The organism is Amphibacillus sediminis NBRC 103570 (genome assembly GCF_001552275.1).
Classification (GTDB): domain Bacteria; phylum Bacillota; class Bacilli; order Bacillales; family Amphibacillaceae; genus Amphibacillus_B; species Amphibacillus_B sediminis.
In genome coordinates, this window is sequence record NZ_BCQW01000031.1 from 1 (window position 1) to 23,889 (window position 23,889).

Sequence of the window (23,889 nt, forward strand, 5' to 3'; positions counted from 1 at the left end):
CAATTCTGACTTTTGTTCAATCAAATGCGCCTTGGCGTATTTGCGCCCAGATTTTATTGAGCTACGCTCAATAAAGTGAAACTTCGTTCAGTGGGGGTTTCGCCGCATAGGACTTTAATCAGTAGGAATTAGAGCCCCGAGCGAATGGAAGACAAATAGGCATTCATCCCACCACTGATAGAAATAGTAGACTTCTGCTGAATGAAGTTAAACGTTATATCATTACCATACCCTGATCTCGTCTTAACAACTCTTATGTAAACTAATTCGGACCAGCCCAACGCAGATCATTTAAAAAAGGAGTTTGCCCAGTTAATTGTCCAGTTATCTTACGAACTCGAACACGCTCCCCCTTAAGAAGTTTATCCAAATCAAAAATAACGGGTCGTTGATTCGCTCCATGACTGAACCATGCTTGTAAGGCATTAGGTTGATACAGACTTGTGTGTAGCGTACCTGACCAAACCTGATATTTATTTGAGAATACGCCATCTTGCCAATGGTTAAATGCTTGATAAGCAAATTGAGGTTTTAGTTTAGGATGCCAGTGCTGCTTAATCTGAGCCAATCGTTCCAAAGATTCATCATTACGGAAACGATTCTCTTCTTTTAAGAGTTCAAAATGGTTTGTACACATATTGGCAGGTCGAACGGCAACAGAACGTGGTGATGCCTCAACCACAACGGAAGAGCCTGTTTGGTCTATTAAAACATACGAGAAAGAAGTCCGATGCGGTATATCTCGCAGTAAATCAACCGCCTCAGTGACAGTCGCACAGCTCTCTAATATGATACGCCCAATCATGTTGCAAATAAACCCGTCTCCAGAGCCAATCCGATTCGTAAAATTATAGCCCATCGCTAAGCCACGTTCATTTAACCCATCAATCCGTCCTGTTATTTGCATCGATGCACCAATCGTAGCATAACCACCATCACTTGGGTAATAAAACAAATACCGTCCCTCATACCCGCTTGGGTGACTATCATAATTGCGAACTAAATAATCATCACCGGTCATGATCGAGCAGCCACTTTTACCAATCTCAAGATAATATCCTGCAAATTCACGGACCGCTTGGTCAAAGGACCATTCCAATGCTTCCGCAAGTCCTTCTATTTCATCACACATTCTAGGAAGATAATGTTTAAGTAGATCGATAGCACGATCAGTCTGTGTGACAAAATGATGCTTCCTTCGTGTCTGCCACTGCTTAGCCCGATTGACTAGAATTGGAGATTGTTTGAGTTTTTTTCCTTGGAATAAACCATATTGATAATGCGAGCCATAAAACTGATCAAATTCAGAAAACACACGAACCATCTCATCATCTCCTTTGCTATCCTTTAACTTTATTAGACAATGTTAGAAAACGCAATAATTTGCCCTTCCTGCTATTAAGAAAAATTTCTATCTTTTCGTTATTTTTTCCAGTATAGTTATTGACGTCTGAAAATTTTGCATATATAATAATTGAACATTGATTAAAAACGGAAGGGAGGTTACGAATATGTTGACCATTAAAATGTTACGCAAACGTAAAATTGCACAACAATTAAAGGGAATATTTGTCGTGACCTCCATACATAGTGATATAATCAAGTATTAATCACTATCCCTAATCGCCAGCTTGCTTTACTAGGAAACAAACAGGTCACGAATGCATTCGTGGCTTTTTTTTCATTTTTAAATGAAAATAGTGTCTAGGTTAACTTATAAGCTCGTAGTATGGACACTTTTAGCGTATACGTCACGGATGATGTATACGTTTTTTTATTGTCCGAAAAGAGGCTGTTCAAATGACATTGAAAGATAATTAGCGATCTCTTTGACAGCCCGTTTTCACTGCTCACATATTTAAAGGTGTGCTCAAATGATAGCTTTCTCTACCTACACACTTAGGATAAGCCAATTTAAGGTTACAAGCATGGCGATTGCTTCAGTTTTAATCAACCATTCCAAAAAGGAGGACAGTAAGATGATCGCATTAAACATGAACCCAAAACAATTGATCCATTATCAAGAAAGGATTGATGGTGGTTAGCACGTTACGAGGGAGACGATTATATGTATTCTGTTTTACGTAATCTATCATGTTCCTTTACTAAGCAACAAAAACAAGATACGACATCGTATGTATTGGTTATTTACAAAGGTAATCAAGAACAAAGATGGTGGTGCGTATACCTTAGTATTGATATTTAGTCGATACGTTCATGGAAGGAGTACGAGTAATGTTTTCAGTATTTAATAAATTATCATGGTTTTTCAAACAGCATTGGGGTCGCTATACCATCGCCATTATTGCGTTAATGATTGTTAGTTTTATCGACTTGGTTCCGCCAAAGCTAGTGGGGATGACCATTGATTTAATACAATTTGGTCAACTTACGGCTACAAAGCTCTATCAGATTATCTTTATTTTTGTCGGTTTAATTGTAGTCAGCTATGGCGTGATGTTTCTATGGGACTACAATCTATTTGGTGGCTCACTTTTACTCGAACGGAAGATGCGTTCAAGGTTAATGGGACACTTTCTCAAGATGAGTCCACGATTTTACGGAAAAAATCGAACCGGGGATTTAATGGCACGCTCGACTAATGATTTAAGGGCAATCAGTATGACTGCAGGATTCGGTATCTTAACATTAGTCGATTCTACCGTGTTAATGTCATTTATTATCCTTATGATGGGTTTTACAATAAGCTGGAAGCTCACATTGGTATCTCTCATTCCCATGCCGATCATGGCGATCATTGTTCACAAATATGGAAAGATCATTCATAACCGATTTACAGCAGCACAATCAGCCTTTAGTGAGCTCAATAATTATACGCTTGAATCTATTCGTGGTGTCCGTGTTATTCGTGCTTTTGTTCAAGAAAAGCAGGATTTGAAACAGTTTGCCGAACTGACCGAAGATGTCTATCAAAAGAATAAAGCTGTCGCTCAGATGGAAGCTTTCTTTGAACCGACCATTAAGATTCTCGTTGGGATCTCTTATACGATTGGATTAGGCTTCGGTACACTGATGGTGTTTGAAAATCAAATCACCATTGGTGATTTAGTTACCTTTAATGTCTATTTAGGTATGCTGATCTGGCCGATGTTTGCCATTGGTGAATTAATCAATGTCATGCAGCGTGGGAATGCCTCAATCGATCGAGTCAATAAGGTTTTAGTTCAACAACCCGATATTCAGGATCCACCACATCCAAAAACGATTAACGTACCAGAGCAAATCGTATTTAAAAACGTTAGCTTCACCTATCCTAGCGCCTCTGGACAACAGTTAGCTCATATTAATTTAACGATTGACCGCGGTCAAACCGTTGGGATCGTTGGCAAAACTGGATCAGGCAAAACAACTCTGTTTAAACAATTATTAAGAGAGTATGTTCCACCAGAAGGCGAGCTAACCGTTAATGGCATTCCAATTCAGGATTTTCGCTTAGATGAAACAAGAAGCTGGATTGGCTATGTGCCTCAGGAGCATGTCCTCTTTTCGAAAACTGTTAAAGAGAACCTTTTGTTTGGTAGTGGGGATAAATCGATCGAAGAAATTAATACCATCCTCACCTCCGCTTCATTGAAGGCAGATATTGAAGCATTACCAAAAGGCTTGGATACCATTGTTGGAGAGAGTGGTGTGACCTTATCTGGTGGTCAAAAACAACGTGTTTCGCTAGCCCGTGCCCTATTAATGGATCCAGAAATTCTAATCCTCGATGATTCATTATCTGCGGTTGATGGGAAAACAGAAGCCAATATTCTAGCTCACCTGATAAAAGAACGTCAAGGGAAAACAACCTTAATTGCTGCTCACCGATTATCAGCGGTCAAACATGCCGACCAAATTATTGTTTTAAAAGACGGAGTCATTACTGAGCATGGCACACATGATGAACTAATGCAGCAAGGTGGCTGGTATCAAGAACAATTTAATATTCAGCAGATGGAAAGGAAGGTGGATGAATGAAACCTTCAACAGAAAAACGATTACTACAATATGCGCTAACAAGTAAGAAATACTTTTTAATTGGGCTAATCTGTCTTGTTCTTGCAGTAGGCTTAGAATTAACGGGGCCATTTATCGCCAAGACAGTCATTGATAATCACATTGTAGGTGTTCAAACAACTTGGGTTGCAGTAGAGGCTGAAGGTCAAGATACAGTGATATTTGAAGACTTAGTGCTAAAGCGAGCTGATCGTTTAAGTGAATCTGATCAGGTCAGAGCCGAATACACGCTCATGCAATCCGGCACACACTATTTTCTGTTAGCAGGAGATATTCCTCAAAATAGTACGATTGAAGCTCTCTCTGATCATTCTTTTGCGATAAGTGTAAATGGTGAATCTGAGTTAGTCGAAGGTTACCAGTTAACCGTCTCAGACCTATATGGCTTTTTCCAGCCAGAAATACCTGCAATTGTTTGGTTGTTGGGCCTTTATTTAGCTCTTATTCTAGTAGCATCTGGCTTTCAGTACTTTAAAACATACCTACTTCAGGTTTATGCAAATAAAGTTATTCAGCGCATGCGAAATGATGTCTTTCAGCATGTCGAGGAATTGCCTATGTCCTATTTTGTCAAACGACCTGCTGGGAAAATTCTCGCTCGTGTCACAAATGACACTGAAGCGATAAAGGAATTGTATGTAAAAGTTCTCGAAACGTTTATCAATGGCTTTATTTATATGACCGGTATTATGGTAGCCTTATTTCTTCTGAACAAACAGCTTGCCGTTATTTGTTTAATCTTAATACCAATTTTATTTGTTTGGATGAAGTTTTATAAAAAATACGCTGGGAAATATAATCGAGTCATTCGCTCTGTTAATAGTGATATCAATGCCTCGATTAACGAATCCATTCAGGGGATGCCTGTGATTCAAGCCTTTCGTCAGACAGATCAAGTCAAGGCAGAATTTGAACAGCTCAATACAAAGCATTATCATTACCAAAAAAAGATGGTTGTCCTATCAGCCCTCACTTCTTTTAACTTAGTAAATGCATTACGAGGATTGGCCTTTGTCGCATTTATTTGGTTCTTTGGCTCTAGCTCGCTATCAATTGATGGATTTATTTCAACAGGTATGCTTTATGCCTTTGCTGATTATCTTACTCGTTTATTTGAACCCGTTACCCAAATCGTCAATCAGCTGCCCCAGCTCGAGCAAGCAAGAGCTTCTGGCGCACGGGTTTTTGAATTACTCGATGAAACTGGTGAACCAGTAAGCGAAGCTAGCGTCAATCATATTAATGGAGACGTGGCATTTAATCAGGTTAGCTTTGCCTATGAAGATGATAACTACATCTTAAATCAGGTTAGCTTTGATGTGAAGGCGGGTCAAACAGCTGCCCTTGTTGGCCATACTGGATCAGGAAAAAGCTCAATAATGAATTTGCTTTTTCGTTTTTATGATCCCCAGCATGGACAAATTACAATAGATGACGTGGATATTGCCACGATGACTAGACAGCAGGTAAGACAACATATTGGGATTGTGCTTCAGGATTCATTTATTTTTAGTGGTACGATCTTATCAAATATTACATTGAATGACCCAAGCATTACACGTGAACAAGCCATTGCGGCACTGAAAGCAGTTGGAGCTGACCAGTTTATTGAAAAATTACCAAAGCAATATGATGAGCCAGTCGGGGAAAATGGTAGTCAATTCTCAACCGGGCAACGCCAGCTTATTTCATTTGCACGAGCACTTGCATTTGATCCCGCTATTCTTATCTTAGATGAAGCAACCGCCAATATTGACACCGAAACAGAGGGATTAATCCAATCCGCTATCAAAGTGTTAGCCAAAGGGCGCACCATGCTAGTGATTGCCCATCGCTTATCAACGATTCAGCATGCAGAACAAATTATCGTGTTAGATAAAGGGCGCATTATTGAACAAGGCACCCATGAGCAGCTCATTCAAGAAAACGGTAGCTATTATCAAATGTACAAAATGCAACAAGGGGCAAATCACCCTCAAGCGATATAATTAAAAAACTTAGAAGGAAATAGTTTAAAAGATAAAGGAGATCATGCAGAAAGCTCGCATGTCTCCTTTTTCCAAGGTTCACCTTATCTTGATAAGAGCTAAGGGTGAACCATCTATTGGTTTGTCCAATTCCGCTTCATGTTTGTTAGCTTTTCTAATAACTTATTTTTTAACGATTCAGGCTCAACTTTTAACAATAGATCACCAAAAGAGAGCAAATAGCTTACGACCCAGTCACTTTCAGGAAACTGTGTTTTAACCGAGAATGTTCCATCTGAATTGAGCGTAATCGATTCTGGTTCACATTCATCATAAACTCGATAAGCCCCCTGAGCCGCCACTACCATTTTCAGCTCAACCATCTTAGGAACTCCTTGTTCAGGACTTGAATCAGTTATAATGGACATAGGTCGAGCACCAAAGTCTTGATCCGTCAGGCTCATATTCTTGGTCCGGGTAATTTTAAACAAACGATGACCATGCTTGGTTAGGCAATAAGCAAACAAATACCACGACTTCTCCTTAAAGATAAGTTTTGCTGGTTCTACAGATCGGATGCTGCACTCTCCTTTACTATTATAATAGGTAAAGGTGATTACTTTAGTGTTAAGGATACCTTGTCTTAATATGTTAAATCGGTTATCTTGGTCTGGAGTGCTTCCCCATGTCGAAAAATCAACATCAATCCAATTGGTCACTTCTTTTTTAAATAGGTTAGCCAATCGTTTAAGAACATCCGCTGTGTCGGTTAATCCTGTTGCAGCAATGGTTTGTAGGCCTACTAAGATATCGTCCTGCTCACGACTGGTTAAAAGGGATGAATTAAAACGGTAGCCCTCCATTAATGTAATGCCACCACCACGACCTCTGTTACAATATATCGGTATACCTGCTCCACTTAAAACATCAACATCACGATAAATCGTACGTGTCGAGACACCAAAATGCTTAGCTAACTCAGTAGCAGTAATTAACTGGCGATCAAGAAGCATATATATCATCTCGAAATGTCTACTAATTGACATATCCTTAACCTCCAAATAGCCAAATGTATCGACTACACCTATCTTAACTGAAACAGATTTGTCGGTAAAGCAAATACTGAGGCTATTTGTGTTGAGATACTATACTAATAGAATGTTATTACAATCCTGACTTTGTGGTTTAATCACAAGAAATAACTAAAAATATTGTATTTATATCTACAACCTTATAAAGGGTTATAGACAAAGCCATTAGTATTAGGGATGGAACTAAATTATTGGCTTTAACTCTAATATACATTATCTCTTATATTTTAATCTAATCGCTATTTAATAACGGTTGTACTTTATCTCTTAAATGTATAGACAAATCATCTACTGTAATTTTTCCTAATTTAATTTGAGTTACTAGGAATCTTATCATCTTCTAAGATCACCTCCAACAAAGCTTCTTCCAATGCTTCAATACGTTCTCTATCTGTCGGGAGTTTTGCTCTCGCCTCATATTCCGCCTTTTCCCTATTAATCTCATCTTGCGATTTCCATCTAATCTTAGCCATTATACACACCTACCTTTAAATCATTTGAATCAGTCCATTCAGGAAAACGTTCTTCCTCAGTTGCATTTTGTTTATAAAAATATCTAATTTTCACATGTAAAATTCCGTTTTCTTTATAAGCTAATTCAATTGGGTTAAAAGGTAAACTTGTCTCAATTAAACTATTATCATCCTCATCCGTTAAAACTAACTGACCATCAGGAACACCTGAAAAGTCAAATGTGTCTACTATACCATTGTAGTACACTGTAATAACGTCATCATTAAAGCTGTATAAAATTTCATCGTCTGACCTTTGAGGACTTAATAATACTTTCATCATTTCCACCTCCCGATTGCTATAGGTCTTATACTGATTGCTCCTGAGGGGTTTCTACCAAAATAGTATCCTCTAAGATTAACAAATCCACCAGACGTAGTACCTGCTGCTCCTGCGAGTCTATTAATACCATTATGACCAGCAACCACTACAATATCATGATTATCATTAAAGGTAGCCGGATAAGTCCAAGGCATTGTATCGCTTCTCCACAAGTTAGGATCATTAGTATTTACAAGCGTGTAATTACCTACTGTGAAGGGGATTCCCCAACATATTTGAAAGCCACTCTCATATCTAATGTAGTTACCATTAGTATTATTCCCTTGATCTACAATCGCATCTACTATATGTCCTCTTGAAGTCAATCCATCAACGAAGTCAAAAGGTTCTAAAGAACTAATCGATCCATCTGAATGAATCGTTGCACGAACTAGCCCTCCTCCTTGCTGTGGTCTAAACTGCAAAGATCCGGTAAGGCTTCCACCGCTTGTAGGAATTGCGCCTACTTGACCAGCAGTCGTACCATGTGGATTATTTGTGTCATCAATATGAGAGTCGAACTCCTGCTTTGACACCTGTTTAACATTATCGACATTAGCTAACCCCACCTGAGCCTTTGTTACCTTATGTGGATTGCCTCGATCACTGGTGTGATTATTTAAATCTTTTTGTTTAGCTAAAAGTTCATTATCAACTGTTAAACTATTTGCACCTAATATTGCGATATCTTGTGCATTACCACCATCATATGATTCTTGGTCTGTTACACTATCTGCCTCTACAACTCTCATTTCATCTAGATGAGTTGACATGCCTTGAAAGAGAGTCATATCGAAGCGAGTAAATTGATCCCTGATCATTTTTAATGCAATGTATCTTTTATTATCGTAAGTGAGCTTTACTAGTTCAGTTGATGCTTCATCACGTGTTCGTGATTCCATCGTTATAATCGATGCACCGTCTGAGCTTGCTCCTGTTGATATCTGTACTAAATATAGACCAGCATCATAATTAGATGATGCAGTTCCTCTCGCCCCAGACAAAATGCCTAAGGTTCTACTTTGTGTGTCATTACGAGCTAAAAGAATATAAAAGGGCACACCTGCTTCAAATTCAGTACTTGCGCTACCTAAATTTTTTGTTACTGCCCCTTTAAAAAGGCCACGTTCATCATCTAACTGAATATCATCTAAGCTATAATTTTGAACATTCCCTAAGCCTACCTGCTCTTTCGTGACATGATGAGGATTTGCTTGATCTTGAACATGATCATCAATATGCTTATGTGCATCATCTATTCCTTTTTCCCAGCGATTGGCATCTTTTTCTGTGACTACGTCGTCAAACTGCCAATCTGTTTTTTTCTCATAAGTCATGCTTTATCCTCCTTTACCTCAAATGATTGTAAGATCACTGTATCAGATGTGATTGGTACAGTAACACTATTGGTACTGATCACTTGATTTTCCTGATCAATGAGGTCAATTTTGTCAATGACTTCAACACTACCAAACGGAACCAAAAATTCCATTGTAACAGTTGATTGTTGTACCTGTTTGACAACAAACTGGTCAATCAGGTACGAGTCATTCAAGCGAATTTTTTTAATTCGTGTGTTAATATAGTTTGCGACATCATCTAAAAATGCTTGTTTAATCAAATAGGATCACCTCTTCTTCTCTAGTAGCAAATGGCGTTTGACCTAATCGCCACCTCCCTAGTTTAGTAGCCCGGGTTAAGCTTTGTTTTTTCCCGATCTCTTTCACCACAATTCGATCAACCAGTGATGTCTCTTGTTGATATAGAAGATTGGCAGGCTTTATCGTACTAATGGTATATTCCATCTCTTTAAATAAAAAAGCATCATCAATACTAGTTGTAACTGTAAGTAGATATTGATCTGAATCAACAGCCACCATTGAACGATTGGCCCCTAATAAAAAGTCAAGCTGTTGTTGCAAATACCTAATGGTGAAAGGGGGCTTTGTTTGATAGCGATTTAAAATCCTTAATTTACGTTCATCCAATGTCTCTTGTTCACGATTCGGGCGTATAGCCAACATGCGTTCCCGACGACTAATTGACCGCTCATCGGCTGTTGTAACAAATTGATTATCAAGTAACCGATCACATTCCTCAGTTAAACGATCGAGTTCAGCAGTTTGTGCCTTTGACAGTTGAATAAATTCAGCAAAATTACGGTAATAACCGGGTAAATAATTCATCACTCTATTCATAAATGCTCACCGTTCCTAGTACTGGTATCTCTTCTTCTGCCAGCATAAGATTATCGGCAAGCCCGTTAACAGTGGTTGCTTCAACATCAACTACGCCGGTAATTGATAGTAAATGGGCATCAATTTGAGCAACTCGAATGATAAGCTGTTCCTGCTCAGCCCAGCTTTGTCTTTGTTCGTTCAAATATTGCTCGATGACTTCCTCTACCTCTTGTTGTATTTGAGACAAGGTTAGCCCAGCTTCTAGCGTCAATTTCGTTTCAATATTTACCGTTATACTTTCAACAGCCGCAATGGTGACACGATGTCCAATTGGAGCAAGTCCAGTGCCTTGACCTTGGTTGGTCTCCGGATCAATCTGTGCTTGAATTTCATTAATAAATGGTGGCGTTGGCGTTGTCCAATTGGAGCTAATAACCGTACACTTGACGGTTCCTCCTCCCTGCCATGTTGGAAAAACTTTAACCGCGCCAACACCGTTTAAAGCCTTTAATTTATGTTTGTAATCGGCAACATTACCACCAAATGCTGGTTCATTAACTACTTCATAGTAACGTTGTCTTAGTGCCTCATCAGTTTCTTCGTCCTGTCCTGGCACTAAGACATCTGCTAATTCTGCCCGAACCAAGCCAGGAACATGATCAATCGGAAGCAGGTCACCAAACAGCTGATTACCTATTTCCCCTGCTATTTCACACTCTAGCGTATACACACCTGTTGTCAGCTGATTAATCACACGGTAAGTTAATTCACCTATACTGAATCGACTTTCCAATGGCAGGTCTAGTGGTTGCTGATTTGCACCGAAAAACAATCCTTGACGACGAGCTGGGGTAGCGATCATTCGATTGACACCGAATTCTGCCGTTCGTCTGCTAAGAAATTCACCATCAGCAGTATCGGCAAAGGCTAAGTCGTAACCCGCTGCTAACTCAATGTACATTTGAGCTAGCTCAGCTGCAGCTGGAGCTAGTGCGTCATAAATAATACTGCCTTCTCGTTTATCAATCGTATCTGGAATACGATCAAGCATTCGATCTAAAATATTCTGATAGCTTTCTGTTTCAAACATCTAATTCCACCTCCTGTTGATAAGCTAAATTCCCAAAAATTGTGACAGCCGTGAAGCTTACATGAACCAAATCCCTAGCTAACTCTACTTCAATATCCTCGATTGCCGTAATCCGTTGATCCTGTAACAGTGCCTCTTCCAGGCAACGAGTCAGCTCTGATTGGACAAATAATGGAGGTAAACCAATTAATTGATTAAGCTCATGACCGTAATTAAAACTGTAAATAAGAAATTGGTAGCGGCTAGTTTGGAGGATTTTAAAAATTGCCTGCTTAACAGCTGCTAAACCATCAATTTTTCGGCCAATACGACCTTTTTCAAAGTCTAATTGCCAGGTTAGAGATGGTTCTAGTTCTGTCTCAACGGTTAGATCGCTTAAAGCTGATTGTGGTATCATTTACTCACCACCTTATCTAATACGACAAATTGCTGTCCTCCCTGAATACGCAATAAAATAACACGATCATTAAGCATTAAACCGTGTTTTATCGTAATATTTAATTCTCCTAAAGCTGATTCAGTTTGTTTTAATTGATTTTCTTCTTCTGATTCTTGGTAGTCATGCCGGTGGGTCAAATCAAACCGCTCAATTCGACGTTGAATACCCTCGGTTAGAATCAAAAAAGGCTCGGTTAAAGTAAAGCGTTCCTCAACATTGATTTCTAATGGTTCCACTCTGATCACCGTACCAAAAAAAATTGCTACTGGATTGGCCGCGTCTATCGCATCTAAACCAGCCATTTTAATGGTCTCTAATAGGCTCACTTCTTCCACACCACCTTTAATTCGAGTGACATTGTATGCTCCCTTCCATTGAAGCTGTGTGTACAATCATCAATAAGAAACGGCTGATTAATGCCATAGTCTTTAATAATGACCGGCAAATAACAGCCAGCACGAACACGAATATCCCCGATCGCTTCTAGTTTGATCTTCTCTGTTTCTTTGTTGCGTAATGTCATTAGTGTATTTAATAGCTCTTTAATTTGGGCTGGATTCTGATTTTCATCTAGTTTTTCATAGAGCTGCAATTGGCCCCACTTGGCAATGTTGGCACTATCTTGTGAAATGTATACATCCCGCTTTCCGGTATCCTTGTTATCCCTGACTAATTTAATTCTGTTATAAGTTTCATCATTAATAGAGCGCTCAAAGCTATAATCATATAATAAGCTCTCATCCCCAATCATAAACGGTAGTATCATATCAGCGGTATTACGAACAGTAAGGGCACCAAAATTGTCAAACATGATATAATGTCGATTAGCATTTATTAAGGTTAAATCTAGAGCTTTACAAATAATATCCAGTAATTTTTCGGCATCGCCTACTAATGATGGGATGCGATATCCCGTATCATCGATTTGTCCCAAATTCAAGCCAAAATCACCTGCGATTCGACGAATCACTTGCGAAGCGGTTATATTGGAAAAAACATACGTATCGGCTGCTTGTAAATAACGGATTTGATCGTAGGCTTTTACTTGAATGTCTTCACTTTTCCCCCCATTTACTGAAAAAATAAATCCATAGAAAACGTGATGCCCCTGATATTTGAATCGCACAATATTACCATTTTCGATCTTAAAGGCTTGATCTTGATTCAGACCATTTTTAATTAAAGTAAAGTCAAATTCACTAGGTGAACCATTTCTCCCTGTCTTCCACGTCGCATCTGTGACAATTTCGGAGATATCCCATACCTTTCCATTCCTGTTATCTAAAAGTATTTCCATATCTACACCTACTTTGGTGGAATCTTAATGGCTAATCCAATTGGAAGCCTTCGGTAATCTGAACTTTTGATCTGATTAAGCTTCGCAATCTCTGGATACCGTGATCCTGATCCTAAAAATTTCTGGGCAACCTTCCAGAGACTGTCCCCCTTTACCAGCTTATACACTTTCGGAGTGCCTTTAGTATCTGCACGCTTAGCTGATTGGGCCCGTGCCCTCGGAGGTTGCCCAACTTGCATTTTTACTTTCACCGGCTTAGCCGCATAAAAAAGATATTTTTTCAAAGAAATGCTATACTCAATCTCTCCACCCGTACCAGCGAGCTCTTGCCAATCAAAGCTCTCTATGCTGACATATGTGTTGATATCAAAACCATCACCCGTAAAAATAAATCGAACTGGCTTGCCTGAACTCATCCATTTCTCAATCAAACTAAGGTAACGTTTAGGGGGTAGCAGTTGATCAGAGACTACCATTGGTAATCTCTGAATCGGAAAGATACTGGTAAAGCTATAATCGGTTAAGGCTCGATCCTTAATCACGTTAATTTCACCTAGCTTACTAATTTGATAGGATTGACCATCAACTGAATCAGCGACCTCAAGCATCTCTGGATTAATTGGAAGCTGAAAACCTTCAGCCTGATCATTAAAGCTTAACCAAATCCCATAACTCATAGTGCATACACTCCTTTCGCTGATGAAGCAATTTCATCTTGTAACGATTGCTCGATGGCATCAATCAGTTTACGCACATCTGCTTCTTCTTTAATATCGCCTGTCTTAACTTGAACGGTAGGTGTGAGGCTAACAAAGTTCTGAATCGTTCTTAATTCAGCTAGCTCTCGCATTAATTTTAGATCCTCACTGGCAATATCAACTTCATCATTTATTTTGCCAACTTCATCTACCTTATTGACTTGATCAACGGTTGGCGATTTACTTGCTCTTGATATAGGTTGATTTGGCTGAGCTGCTTGGGCTGCCCCACCTGGATTTAAACCTTGATTCATATTAAAGGCACCATCAATCCCTAAATCATTAGGATCAAGCTGTTCATCAGGAACTTTAGTCTTATCGAGTGCCCCACTTATTGCACTGTCAATTCCGTTCCCCCAGCTCTCACCCATACTGTAGCCTTTATTATAAGCATCGCCATAGTCCCACCGATCTAGCTTGGCCGAGCTAAAATCAAGTGTTTGCCTAACAGGCTCTTGGAGATTATCCTTTAAGCGTCCAACGGCCTCGGACAAGGCATTGACATTGCTCGAATCAAACTTACCAATCTCCGATATATTAAAGCCAGGAATTCTGTTCAATGCTCTTATCAACCAATTTATTCCACCTAAGACTTGATTAATGGCATCAAGAACCATCGTCATAAATCCACCAGCAAAGTCTTCAACGCCTTTAAGCATTCGTTCCATTAAATCTAGAAAGTTATAAGCTAAATCATAAGCAATTTTCTGGACAAAATAAAAGGAATCCATAAAGGCTTGTGCGATAAATTCAGCAAAAGACACAATGGCATTCCATAAACCAGCGATAATATTATAAATAAAGGCGCCAACAGTAAAGAACAAGCCCATAATAAAGCCGAGTACTTCACCTGTAGATAAGCCTAAATACATAATAACGGCAATTAATGCACCGACTACAGCCATAAAAATCAATACTGGCATATTCAATAGCATCCAGACACCCACTTTCATTAATAAAGCTGAGAGGGCCTGCCATAATCCTGAGATAAGTGTTGGCAAGTAAAAGGCCACTAATGCCATAAGCATCCCGGCAATAATCGGCCAGTTATCAATTAAGACGTCTATGCCCCAAAGGACGATATCAAATACACTTGACAATAAAGTCGCTAATGCGAATAAACTGACTGTTACAAAATCGAAGAACCCATAAAAACGTTCGATATTAAATAATTCAGCCAAAGATTCTGTTAAAGGTAAGAAAGCCTCCAACGCAGGTGCGAGTATTGCTGGAATCATCTCTACAAAGCCAGTTAAGCCTTGAACGACATCAACAATTCCTGTCATAAATGGCTCGATAAGCTTAGCACCAGCATCTGTTTTCGCCTGGTTGAGGCTGTTTATCGCACCGGTGAGGCTATTTTCTACCTCAAGCATCGCACCACCAAATTGCTCTTGCATGCCTGCTGCTAAACCGGAGACAGCCTGTTCAGCTCCGACCGCTCCACTTTCAATCGCTTGCCTCATTTGTTCACCACTTACACCCGCTTGGTTGGCTAATAGATCTAGAGCATTAACCCCAGCCATACTTAAGCTTTCAAGATCACTCATTGTTACCTTACCCGCTGCTTGAATCGTACCTAATGTACGTGTTATTGTGTTTATCTCCTCGGCGCCACCCCCTAATGCAGCAACCGTATCGCCGATGCCTTGCATAATCGGTAACACTTGATCAGCACTAACTCCCATCTTCATTAAGTTCTGCGCTCCATTATTGATTTCATTAAAATCAAAGGGAGTGGTCTGGACAAATTGAGCAAGCTGCTCAATAAAAGCTGTTCCTTGTTCCTCACCGAGTAAAAATTTATAACCAATCTCTGCTGTTTGAATGTTAGCCAACTGATTTACTCCGTCATTTAGCATTTCTTTTAGATAGGTCCCTGTCCATTCTGCAGCCTTTTTTATTACACCAGCAAATTGGTTAACCTTCTTCGCACTATCACTTACTTGATTGTTTAATGCCGTAAAATGGTTTGAGGTGATCTGGATGCTGCGGTCAACGTGGCTAAAACTCTGTGTTAAATAATCGACATTTAACGCAGCTTCAATTGTTGCCATGCTAATCCCTCCTTTCGATATATCCATTTACATAGGCAAAGATGTACGAGTTGAAGCTGAACACCAACTATCACCTTGCCACTTATGTTCATTTAAAGAGCTCTACCTTCCGGAATGAGCAACTAGATAGCTAAATGTGCTTGACTAACACTTCAGGGAAAGTCGTTGACAATTACCTATAAATATAAAACGAAGATAATTAAATTAAACTAAGCTATCTTCGTTTTTTATCGCGGTGTAACTGGCTGGAGCTGCGATTACTCGCCCCATCGAAGGGCTTTTGTAAGACTGCCACTTCAAGAAGTAAAGAAACACTTCATTTCTAATGAGAGATCCAACAGCCAGTAACGGCCGATTAGTTCAACTAACGTTCTGTGGGGGATGGAGGAAGCTGATAAGTTCGCGACGTCAATGTCGCAACGTCTGCACGAGCACATTCTATGCGTTGAACCCCCCCACTGAACGAAGTTTTATCTGCATACTTTTCCCATCGTTGCTTACTCGTTATTATATTTATCTGCTCACATGTCTTAGTCAATCCATGATTAGGTAAAGCTGCTTTGTCACGAACTTCTTAAACCGATCTAACCAAACGGTTATCTTTTTCTTGGCATTTTTCGTTTCATTTTCTTTTCTTCTTTTACACGTTCATCAATAAATGCATAAACGGCTGCTTTTTCATATCGACTGAGATTTTGAATTTCATGTGGGAATCGATTGAATTGGTGGAGGGCGTAATAGGCGTACATGGTCTCGCCATCACCCTCCTGCATTAGTTTTTTACTTCTTCTTTTAACGTATCAAAATCTGTATCAAAACCAGAGAATTGTTGAATCTGCTTAGAAAGCTCAGCAATTTCACCAGCTAGTAACACTTTACTTAAATATTGCTGAGGTGTTGTGCATCCATGTGCTTTAATACTTTCCGCATCTTTGAAGTTAGGATCAAGTGTATTACCAATAATGATTTTGCTGTTGAATTGCTGTAAATCTAATTCGAATTTTCCATTTTTACGTGTCGTCATTGATGCTTTACGATACGCTTCAAATTCTGCGTCTGTCATCGCCTTAATTTTGGCTGTAAAATATTGTCCATCTTGATCTTTCAGACGCTCAGAAAAAACGACATTGGTTGTCAAATTATCTACTGTATTCTGGTTGAGAAAATCTTGAAATTTACTCATTGGTCTCCCCCTATTCTTATCCTAATGTCGGTTCAGAAAATGTATTTAAGATATCAACATCATCGAAAGTAAAGTCAATATCTTCTTCTAAAATTTCACTCTCTGTATCAAGTTTTGCCATCACAACACTATCCAAGTTAACGTTTTTAATAACGACTGACTGATTGCCAATGCTCGAACTTGGGTCTTCATTCACAATCATGATATCAAAATAGACATCACGTCCAGTCTTCATATATTGATACATCAACTCACGAAAACGTGATGTCGCATAATAGATCGTCATGCTCCCCGTACCATTCCAGCCTGTCGCTTTGTTCTGTGTACCGCGTTTCCCTAGTGTACGCATTTCTGTTTTTTGCTTCTCTGCCGTTGCTTCTAATGTTTTGACATAAAACATTTCTTCTACTTGTCCATCAATCGTCGCATATGCACGGCCTTCCTGACCTGAAATTGCATCGCCTGCTTTAAAAAATCCCATATGTTTAGCCTCCTTAATTTGCAAATACTTTCAAATAGATTTTCTCTACTGAATCTACTGGTTGGACATAAAGTTCTACATAAACACTGTCGATATCCTGACCAGCATGGATCGTAATATCAGATTGTGGATCAAAGTTCTGAATCGCATTGATTCCTTCTAGTCCTTCCAAGTAAGTAATTAATGCACTTTTTAACAAGTTACGTCCATCATCATTGTTATTGACCTTACCAATAAAGGTGCGTTCGAATGTACGTTTCGTATCATTCGCAATACTATCTAAAACGCGTACTACTCGGTTTTTAGCAAACATTTTTCCTTTTGTTGGTGTAAAGGTTGTTAATGTATTAATATCTTGTTCAATGAAGACACGATCGTCTTCTGCTGTGATCACAAGCTCGCCATTTTGCAAGGCTTGTTCAATTTCTGTATGGGTTAAACGTGGTAAAGCATCAACTGCATTAGGTATAGTCATATGCGTCAATGATTGGTTGTTAGCAGCAGAAGCCATCATGCCAGTAATCCGACATAAGAAATAGCGGCGTTCAACTTCCAGTCCATCCTCTGTTACAATACTATTTTTCAAAGAGATAACCCCTTCATAGTCTGCATTAGCATAGTCTGTCACCACGACAGCTACCTTCTTCCCATTGTCATCACGCAATCGCTTAACATAAGCCACAGCCAATGCTTTAATCTCTTGCTCTTCTGTTGGAATACCTAAGGTATCGAATGAAATGGCTTCAAAGGCTGATAATGCTTTAGCATAATCTCCTAATGAAACCTCACCATCTTCACCACCTGTTAGATTAATACCTGCTGTTGGTTCTAACCCTTCACCTGAGAGTTCAATAAAACCATTTGTAGTAAAATCTGCTACCGATGCAATCTGTTGGCGATCAACCTCATCGTAATCAAAATAAGTAATCACATCAAAAAGCTTGGCATCGTCAATATTTTCTTGCACCACAACTCGAATTTCATTTCCTCTTACTCCACCATGTGCTGCTGTAATCGTAAATTGTTCTAAAGCTGCACTGGCCTTTTTGGCTTGTTCACCATTTAAACGATAAATAAAGAGTTGACGAGCATGTTCCATACATGCGCTAATATGCTGAATACGTGGATCGGTAGCATGGAAACCGATTTTTGCTAATGCTTCTGTTTGAAAGCTTTCTTGATCTAATTGAATCATGCCTGTTTCTCCCCATGGTAATGGAAGCGGCAATGCTGCAATACCTCGATCACCCGCTATATTTGGGGCTTGAGGTGTTGATTGGGTATTGATATAAACACCAGGTCTTACTTTATTTTGAGTTGTCCATTGTCCTCCAGCCATTTACTTCACCTTCTTTTCCTTCAATTTTTGAATAATTTGATTGGCTTCTGATTCGGTATAGCTAACCTTTTCATCAAGTTTAACGGCCAAAATATCTTGATCGACTCCTGACCATTTGTTTGAAGCTAAAAATTGAGTCTTAGTAAATTTTCGTTCTTGTGTCTTTGGTTCACTCATTTAAAAACTCCTCCTGTTTTAAATTTTGCATCTGTGGTTCTAATTCCAGTTGTTCTACCAATCGAAAATTGTAGTTGACATAAACATGCACAACTCCGTCCTCCAGCTCTTGGTTCATCCTTGTTCCACGAACGACTCCACCTCCATAAGGAAGATAGCTCAGGCATTGATAGAGCTGCTCTAGCACTTCGGTGATTTGTTGATCAGTCGAAAACTGAATATCAAAGCGATGCTCACGGTAATACCGTTTATTCAGCTGTTTGGTCTGAGACATTGATTTTAGATCAACTAAGAAATAGCGCTGACTATTTGTTTGCGGCTGTCCCTCACCGTATACAGCATAATCTGGGAACTGATCTTTTAATAGATCGACAACTGCCTGCTTTAGCTTAGTTATCGTGATCATCAAAGCCGATCATGAATGCGTTTCATCCCGCAATCTAACCTTGATATATTTTCTGTCATTATCAAGCCCCTTTCCCTGTATTTGTGGAGCTATAGCCCATGGCTCACACAGTCGGTTAACTCCATTCATCTTCATCAATAGGTCGTATTCTTCGCGTTGATCAGCAAATTTGATAAGCGATCGCTAAGTGTAAGTTTGTTTAACTTAAACGTTAGCTGCTTGATCGCTAGATTAGAAAATCTCCCATTCGCTGATCTCTTAGTGAATGTTAGTTTTTCTTACTTAGCACTTCTAAATTTTCACAAGATCGTGTGACCTGCTAAAATTTGATATCCTCTTAACGGATGAATAGGTTGGTTGATAACCAAACCTCAACTGCTATCCCCCTCTCCCTTTAGTTCGTTCAATAATTGGTTTTAGCGTGATAACTGATTATTTATAGCCATAATAAAAAGCCACCGACTTGGTGACTTTTTGTTGGATCTTGCTTATCTAGCATAGCTATAAACCGGTCAGCCTTAGCTTGATCATTCTCAAATGAACGGTTTAACGTGATGAGCTATTTTTTCCACACTATCATATTAGCACGGTTTAGCTGATCAAAAGTGCAAGGAAAGTGACAACCCTTTTGATAGACTAGCGCCAGCCTAATATTTCGATGGTGGCATGAATAATATCATTGCGCCAATACAAGGCTTGTCTCCGGCTAATATTACAAGCCATTGCGACTGCATCCCATGTCAAGCTACGGTTAGTCCAATAACGAATTTGAACCAATTTCTTTTGATCACTCGATAATTGATCATAGACACGTTCAATTGCTTGTGTTATTTCTTTTAAATAATTAAGCTGTTTATGTTGGGTCAAGTACATGGTTGTGACAGCTGTTGGATCATGAATCACATTAGCTTTTCCCCCTGTTCGGATCGGTGAGCTTCCCTCCTGATACGGATAGATGATTGCTTCTTCTAATATTTTTATTTCATCTAAAGTATGGTGATAGATCGCCCATTCATTTTCTACCTTTTTAAACGTACTTTTGGTAATGGCTAGCTCTCCCATTTTTCAATCTGCTCCTTTCTACTAAATCATTGTTTGGTGTATTGCATCAAAAGCGACTTCCGTTAAAGATCAGTTATGATGAAAGATAATTCTCGCTCTACTAATCTCCAAAAGTCGCGTTATATGCGATTAATATAATAGTATGAGCTTAGGTAATCATTGTCAATAAAAAAATCGCAAATAACGAGACTACAACTTCAAAATCGTTGCATATTTGCGACTTATTAGCTAAACTAAACTTATAAAGTGAAACTGGCTGTAGGCAAATTAAAGTGTCTGGCGGATGCCACAGATTTTCAGCGGGAATTTATCGACCGAAGCTCGCTAAACTCTGGGCGTAAATACGCCAAGGTGCATGTGATGATAATATAAGATTATTTATGATAAGGAGTAGGATGATGAAGATTGGAGAACGTATCAAAATTTGTAGAAAAGCCTTAAACATATCTGTTGATCAGCTCGCACAAAGGTTAAATAAAAACAGGGCAACAATCTACCGCTATGAAAATAGTGATATAGAGAATATACCCATCGATATTATTGAGCCGCTTGCTCATGTATTAAAGGTTTCACCAGCGTATTTAATGGGGTGGAAGGATAACCCTTCATCTCATACAGCTGGCCATAACTCATACATTTATTATCCCCGTTCCATTTCAGCGGGACTTCCAATTGAAGTAGAGCCGGTTACACAGGAAGATACGATTGATTTGTCTGACTCTGTTATGGGAAAATGGGCTGGAGATCGTAGCTTAGTAATGATGAGAGTGAATGGCGATTCAATGAATAAAACAATCCCGGACGGCTCACTTATCGCTGTCAAAAAATACCCTCTTGAACAATTGCATGATGGGGATATCGTCGTTTATAGTCATAACAATGACTATTCGGTTAAAAAGTACTTTCAATCAGGTCAGTCCGTTATTTTCAGACCTCACTCCTCTGATAATAGCTATGTTGATTATGTCGTATCGGCTAATGATGCAAACTTGATGATCCATGGGAAAGTCGTGCTTTATATTGTTGAGTTGGACTAATTGGTTTTATGAGGCAGTTTGACTAAGTAAAGCCATTGCAAATCATTATTAATCACTCTAAAATCAGCAGATCTGTTCATAATTTCTATCGCCCTTTCCAACACTTTTTCTAATGTGTTGTTTATCCGATATTTTTTCAACTTTATCGGTTGTCTCGAATCAAAAATATATTTATACTATAAAACTATACAGTATGCTTTTTTATTTATAAGATTTGGTATTAAAAAAGAACTGTAAAAAAACAGAGATATTTGGGGGACGAATTCAATGAATTTATTAGTTGTTAAAGCAAATAATCGCCCAGCTGATCAGGCGGTTAGTTCAAAAATGTATGATGCATTTATTGAAGAAGTAACACAAAACCAAAACGTAAACGTCACAATCTATGATGTTTACAAAGAAGACACACCGTATATCGGACAAGAGCTTTTTAGCGGTTCCGTGAAGCTTGAAGCCCACGAGCAACTAACAGAAGATGAGCAGCGTCTATTTGATGCTCTGCAAAAAGCACGTGAGTTATTTTCCAAAGCAGACGCCATTGCCTTTGTATTTCCTCTTTGGAATTTAACGATCCCGGCTAAATTGCAATCTTTTATTGATTATATCTTTTCAGCAGGTTTCACATTTAAATATGATGCTGAGGGCAACATGGTTCATCTTATGCCTGAAAAGAAAATTATCTTATTAAATGCACGTGGTGGCGTTTATTCAGCACCAGAATTAGCACCAATGGAAATGGCTGTTAACTATATGCGTGCATCCTTTGGTGGTGTGCTTGGTATGGACATTATTGAAGAAGTTATTATCGAAGGGCATAATGCTCAGCCTGATCAAGCAGCAAATATTATTGCTGAAGGAATAGAAAAGGTTAAAGAGGTTGCTAGAAAATTAGGTTCTTAATAAAGGGAAACTTCGTTCAGTGGGGTTTCGACACGCATAGCGTCGCGAACTTAGTCATTGCTCTCTCCCACTGAACGTCAGTTGAACCAAGCGGGCCGTTACTGGCTGTTGGATCTCTCACCTAGACATGACGTGTTCCCTTATTTCTTGAAGTGGAAGCCTTACAAAAGCCCTTCGATAAGGCGAGTAATCACAGCCCCAGCCAGCTACACTGCGATAAAAGTAGTGCGGTAGGCTTCTGCTTAATAATCATGATTTATAAGCAATCTGGTTCTATTTTTTAGACCAGACTGCTTTATTTTGTTGCTAAACGATGCTATCCTCTGATTTTTAACATCAACTCTACAAACTTCCCCAATCCACTCTACAATGCAGCTGTTTTTAATACTGTCTGATAAAGCGAATAAAAGGATGATCGTCATCATGCTCTTTTTGAGTTAGTTTTCGAAACAAGATGATAAACGATCTAAACACAAAATAACCGATCAATATACCAATAAAGTTAGCGATAATATCGTTAATATCCACTGCCCTTAATGGGATGCCTGTTAAGAGTAAAATAAACAACTGTAATCCCTCAATTATTATCGGCAACATTACTGCCCAAAATAATTTTTTTGAAAATTCTACTTTATAAATAAAAGGAAGTAAAAAACCGAACGGAATAGTTAAGACAATATTTAGTAAAAAATGCTTAAAATATAATCCTGAGAATGGTATGTAATTTATACTATTTACTATTAAAGAGTAATCAGCGAGCTCAGGCTGATACATTATGGGAAATTGTGTATGGTTTAATAAGAGACAGAGATATAGATAAAAGATAGCAAAAATTAAAATATAACTGTTACTATATCTCTTCTTCTTTTTCAAAAAAAATAATAGTGCCAGTCCAATAATCATAGCGAAAATGGCAACAAGACCATCAAAATGAAATATCATGGCAAACACCCTTTCTATGTTATTTGAAGAGGAGGTTTAGTACCTTGTTATTTGAAGAGGAGGTTTAGTACCTTAATTCTTAACTAATTATTGAGTCAGTCGTCCAGATCCTGCTTTTTCTAATCCGTTATCGCTCATTAACGTCACTAAATAATATTTACTATCATCAGAGGGAGCATCTCCTATTACTTTATTAATACGGCTAGGATTTCTATCATTATTTTCCGAACTCAAATAATGACTTACAGAACCCACAAATGTATCAGGGAGAAAACGCCTTTCCCTGTACAAGCTATATTTCACATCCTCTCGTCGACCTCCTCCACCTCAAGAATTGCCAGTATAGTAAGCATTGCCACTTATCCTGACAAAGCCTCCCGATAATGAATGAAATTTACCTTGAGATTTACCATCTACCCGGTAATAACCTCGAAAACTATAGCTAGAAGATTTCGAATAACAACAATCGGGGTACAACAATAGCTAAAAGGAGTAACGCAGTCATTAAAAGAATCACTTTATTTTTCAACTTAATATCTCTCCTTTTTTAGGGGCTACATCCCCTTACCTATTATAAACAATAAATTACCAATTGTGAGTATGTTGTAATTAAATTTTCTTAGTTTATA

The 23,889-nt window shown here is 38.7% G+C and carries 27 protein-coding genes; 5 read left to right on the top strand and 22 right to left on the bottom strand.

Translation table 11 applies throughout. From position 1 onward, the window contains the following. Positions 1-262: 262 nt before the first annotated feature. Complete coding sequence (locus ASE01S_RS13650) at positions 263-1,324, bottom strand: C45 family autoproteolytic acyltransferase/hydrolase (protein WP_067843555.1); 1,062 nt, start codon at positions 1,322-1,324, stop codon at positions 263-265. A gap of 550 nt (positions 1,325-1,874) precedes the next feature. Here ASE01S_RS13650 and ASE01S_RS15880 point away from each other — a divergent pair. From ASE01S_RS15880 to ASE01S_RS13660, 3 genes are all read left to right on the top strand, one after another. Continuing rightward, positions 1,875-2,045, top strand: coding sequence for a hypothetical protein (locus ASE01S_RS15880; RefSeq protein WP_157065225.1), 171 nt, complete (start codon positions 1,875-1,877; stop codon positions 2,043-2,045). Positions 2,046-2,235: 190 nt separating this feature from the next. Continuing rightward, entirely contained in the window at positions 2,236-3,981 is a 1,746-nt protein-coding gene (locus tag ASE01S_RS13655; protein WP_067843558.1) for an ABC transporter ATP-binding protein, read from the top strand. Beyond that, a complete protein-coding gene (locus ASE01S_RS13660) occupies positions 3,978-6,008 on the top strand; it encodes an ABC transporter ATP-binding protein (RefSeq protein ID WP_067843561.1) in 2,031 nt (676 codons plus the stop codon). Before ASE01S_RS13655 ends, ASE01S_RS13660 begins: the two co-directional genes overlap by 4 nt. 113 nt (positions 6,009-6,121) lie before the next feature. On the opposite strand, the gene ASE01S_RS13665 is transcribed toward ASE01S_RS13660, so the two are convergent. The 19 genes from ASE01S_RS13665 to ASE01S_RS13740 form a co-directional block, all read right to left on the bottom strand. Beyond that, a complete protein-coding gene (locus ASE01S_RS13665) occupies positions 6,122-7,033 on the bottom strand; it encodes a helix-turn-helix transcriptional regulator (RefSeq protein WP_067843564.1) in 912 nt (303 codons plus the stop codon). 353 nt (positions 7,034-7,386) lie between these two features. Then, positions 7,387-7,551, bottom strand: coding sequence for a hypothetical protein (locus tag ASE01S_RS15885; RefSeq protein ID WP_157065226.1), 165 nt, complete (start codon positions 7,549-7,551; stop codon positions 7,387-7,389). Then, the gene (locus tag ASE01S_RS13670) at positions 7,544-7,870 is read right to left on the bottom strand and encodes a hypothetical protein (protein ID WP_067843567.1); all 327 of its coding nucleotides are present in this window, start codon (positions 7,868-7,870) and stop codon (positions 7,544-7,546) included. The genes ASE01S_RS15885 and ASE01S_RS13670 overlap by 8 nt, the downstream gene beginning before the upstream one ends. Then, entirely contained in the window at positions 7,870-9,249 is a 1,380-nt protein-coding gene (locus ASE01S_RS16555) for a hypothetical protein (protein ID WP_067843571.1), read from the bottom strand. The genes ASE01S_RS13670 and ASE01S_RS16555 overlap by 1 nt, the downstream gene beginning before the upstream one ends. After that, entirely contained in the window at positions 9,246-9,533 is a 288-nt protein-coding gene (locus ASE01S_RS13680) for a hypothetical protein (protein WP_067843573.1), read from the bottom strand. The genes ASE01S_RS16555 and ASE01S_RS13680 overlap by 4 nt, the downstream gene beginning before the upstream one ends. After that, positions 9,526-10,110 carry a putative phage tail protein gene (locus ASE01S_RS13685; protein WP_067843576.1) on the bottom strand — a complete coding sequence of 195 codons (585 nt, stop codon included), beginning with the start codon at positions 10,108-10,110 and terminating at the stop codon, positions 9,526-9,528. Before ASE01S_RS13685 ends, ASE01S_RS13680 begins: the two co-directional genes overlap by 8 nt. Beyond that, positions 10,103-11,182, bottom strand: a complete 1,080-nt coding sequence (locus tag ASE01S_RS13690) for a baseplate J/gp47 family protein (RefSeq protein ID WP_067843580.1) — start codon at positions 11,180-11,182, stop codon at positions 10,103-10,105. The genes ASE01S_RS13685 and ASE01S_RS13690 overlap by 8 nt, the downstream gene beginning before the upstream one ends. Then, positions 11,175-11,579, bottom strand: a complete 405-nt coding sequence (locus ASE01S_RS13695) for a DUF2634 domain-containing protein (RefSeq protein ID WP_067843583.1) — start codon at positions 11,577-11,579, stop codon at positions 11,175-11,177. Before ASE01S_RS13695 ends, ASE01S_RS13690 begins: the two co-directional genes overlap by 8 nt. Beyond that, on the bottom strand, positions 11,576-11,947 hold the full coding sequence (locus ASE01S_RS13700; protein ID WP_067843586.1) for a DUF2577 domain-containing protein: 372 nt from the start codon (positions 11,945-11,947) through the stop codon (positions 11,576-11,578). The genes ASE01S_RS13695 and ASE01S_RS13700 overlap by 4 nt, the downstream gene beginning before the upstream one ends. Then, the gene (locus ASE01S_RS13705) at positions 11,944-12,918 is read right to left on the bottom strand and encodes an XkdQ/YqbQ family protein (RefSeq protein WP_067843588.1); all 975 of its coding nucleotides are present in this window, start codon (positions 12,916-12,918) and stop codon (positions 11,944-11,946) included. Before ASE01S_RS13705 ends, ASE01S_RS13700 begins: the two co-directional genes overlap by 4 nt. A gap of 8 nt (positions 12,919-12,926) precedes the next feature. Continuing rightward, the gene (locus ASE01S_RS13710; RefSeq protein WP_067843591.1) at positions 12,927-13,595 is read right to left on the bottom strand and encodes a LysM peptidoglycan-binding domain-containing protein; all 669 of its coding nucleotides are present in this window, start codon (positions 13,593-13,595) and stop codon (positions 12,927-12,929) included. Further along, positions 13,592-15,733, bottom strand: coding sequence for a tape measure protein (locus tag ASE01S_RS13715; RefSeq protein WP_067843595.1), 2,142 nt, complete (start codon positions 15,731-15,733; stop codon positions 13,592-13,594). Before ASE01S_RS13715 ends, ASE01S_RS13710 begins: the two co-directional genes overlap by 4 nt. A gap of 596 nt (positions 15,734-16,329) precedes the next feature. Next, the gene (locus ASE01S_RS16000; protein ID WP_169793111.1) at positions 16,330-16,506 is read right to left on the bottom strand and encodes a hypothetical protein; all 177 of its coding nucleotides are present in this window, start codon (positions 16,504-16,506) and stop codon (positions 16,330-16,332) included. After that, complete coding sequence (locus ASE01S_RS13720) at positions 16,506-16,916, bottom strand: phage tail assembly chaperone (RefSeq protein ID WP_067843598.1); 411 nt, start codon at positions 16,914-16,916, stop codon at positions 16,506-16,508. The genes ASE01S_RS16000 and ASE01S_RS13720 overlap by 1 nt, the downstream gene beginning before the upstream one ends. Before the next feature lie 16 nt (positions 16,917-16,932). Next, positions 16,933-17,397, bottom strand: coding sequence for a phage tail tube protein (locus ASE01S_RS13725; protein WP_067843600.1), 465 nt, complete (start codon positions 17,395-17,397; stop codon positions 16,933-16,935). Positions 17,398-17,410: 13 nt separating this feature from the next. Further along, positions 17,411-18,736, bottom strand: a complete 1,326-nt coding sequence (locus tag ASE01S_RS13730) for a phage tail sheath family protein (protein WP_067843603.1) — start codon at positions 18,734-18,736, stop codon at positions 17,411-17,413. Beyond that, positions 18,737-18,913 carry a hypothetical protein gene (locus ASE01S_RS15895; protein ID WP_157065228.1) on the bottom strand — a complete coding sequence of 59 codons (177 nt, stop codon included), beginning with the start codon at positions 18,911-18,913 and terminating at the stop codon, positions 18,737-18,739. Further along, positions 18,906-19,319 (bottom strand): phage tail terminator family protein, encoded by a 414-nt coding sequence (locus ASE01S_RS13735; protein WP_067843611.1) that lies wholly within the window; start codon positions 19,317-19,319, stop codon positions 18,906-18,908. Before ASE01S_RS13735 ends, ASE01S_RS15895 begins: the two co-directional genes overlap by 8 nt. 636 nt (positions 19,320-19,955) lie before the next feature. Further along, positions 19,956-20,381 carry a DUF722 domain-containing protein gene (locus ASE01S_RS13740; protein ID WP_067843613.1) on the bottom strand — a complete coding sequence of 142 codons (426 nt, stop codon included), beginning with the start codon at positions 20,379-20,381 and terminating at the stop codon, positions 19,956-19,958. 398 nt (positions 20,382-20,779) lie between these two features. Between ASE01S_RS13740 and ASE01S_RS13745 the strand changes: the two genes are divergently transcribed. Beyond that, complete coding sequence (locus ASE01S_RS13745; protein WP_067843616.1) at positions 20,780-21,418, top strand: LexA family protein; 639 nt, start codon at positions 20,780-20,782, stop codon at positions 21,416-21,418. Between the two features lie 267 nt (positions 21,419-21,685). After that, on the top strand, positions 21,686-22,318 hold the full coding sequence (locus tag ASE01S_RS13750) for an FMN-dependent NADH-azoreductase (RefSeq protein ID WP_067843618.1): 633 nt from the start codon (positions 21,686-21,688) through the stop codon (positions 22,316-22,318). Positions 22,319-22,699: 381 nt separating this feature from the next. Here the strand turns inward: ASE01S_RS13750 and ASE01S_RS13755 are convergent, their stop codons facing one another. Next, positions 22,700-23,260 carry a VanZ family protein gene (locus ASE01S_RS13755; RefSeq protein WP_067843621.1) on the bottom strand — a complete coding sequence of 187 codons (561 nt, stop codon included), beginning with the start codon at positions 23,258-23,260 and terminating at the stop codon, positions 22,700-22,702. 87 nt (positions 23,261-23,347) lie between these two features. Continuing rightward, entirely contained in the window at positions 23,348-23,563 is a 216-nt protein-coding gene (locus tag ASE01S_RS13760) for a hypothetical protein (protein ID WP_067843623.1), read from the bottom strand. Positions 23,564-23,889 lie beyond the last annotated feature (326 nt).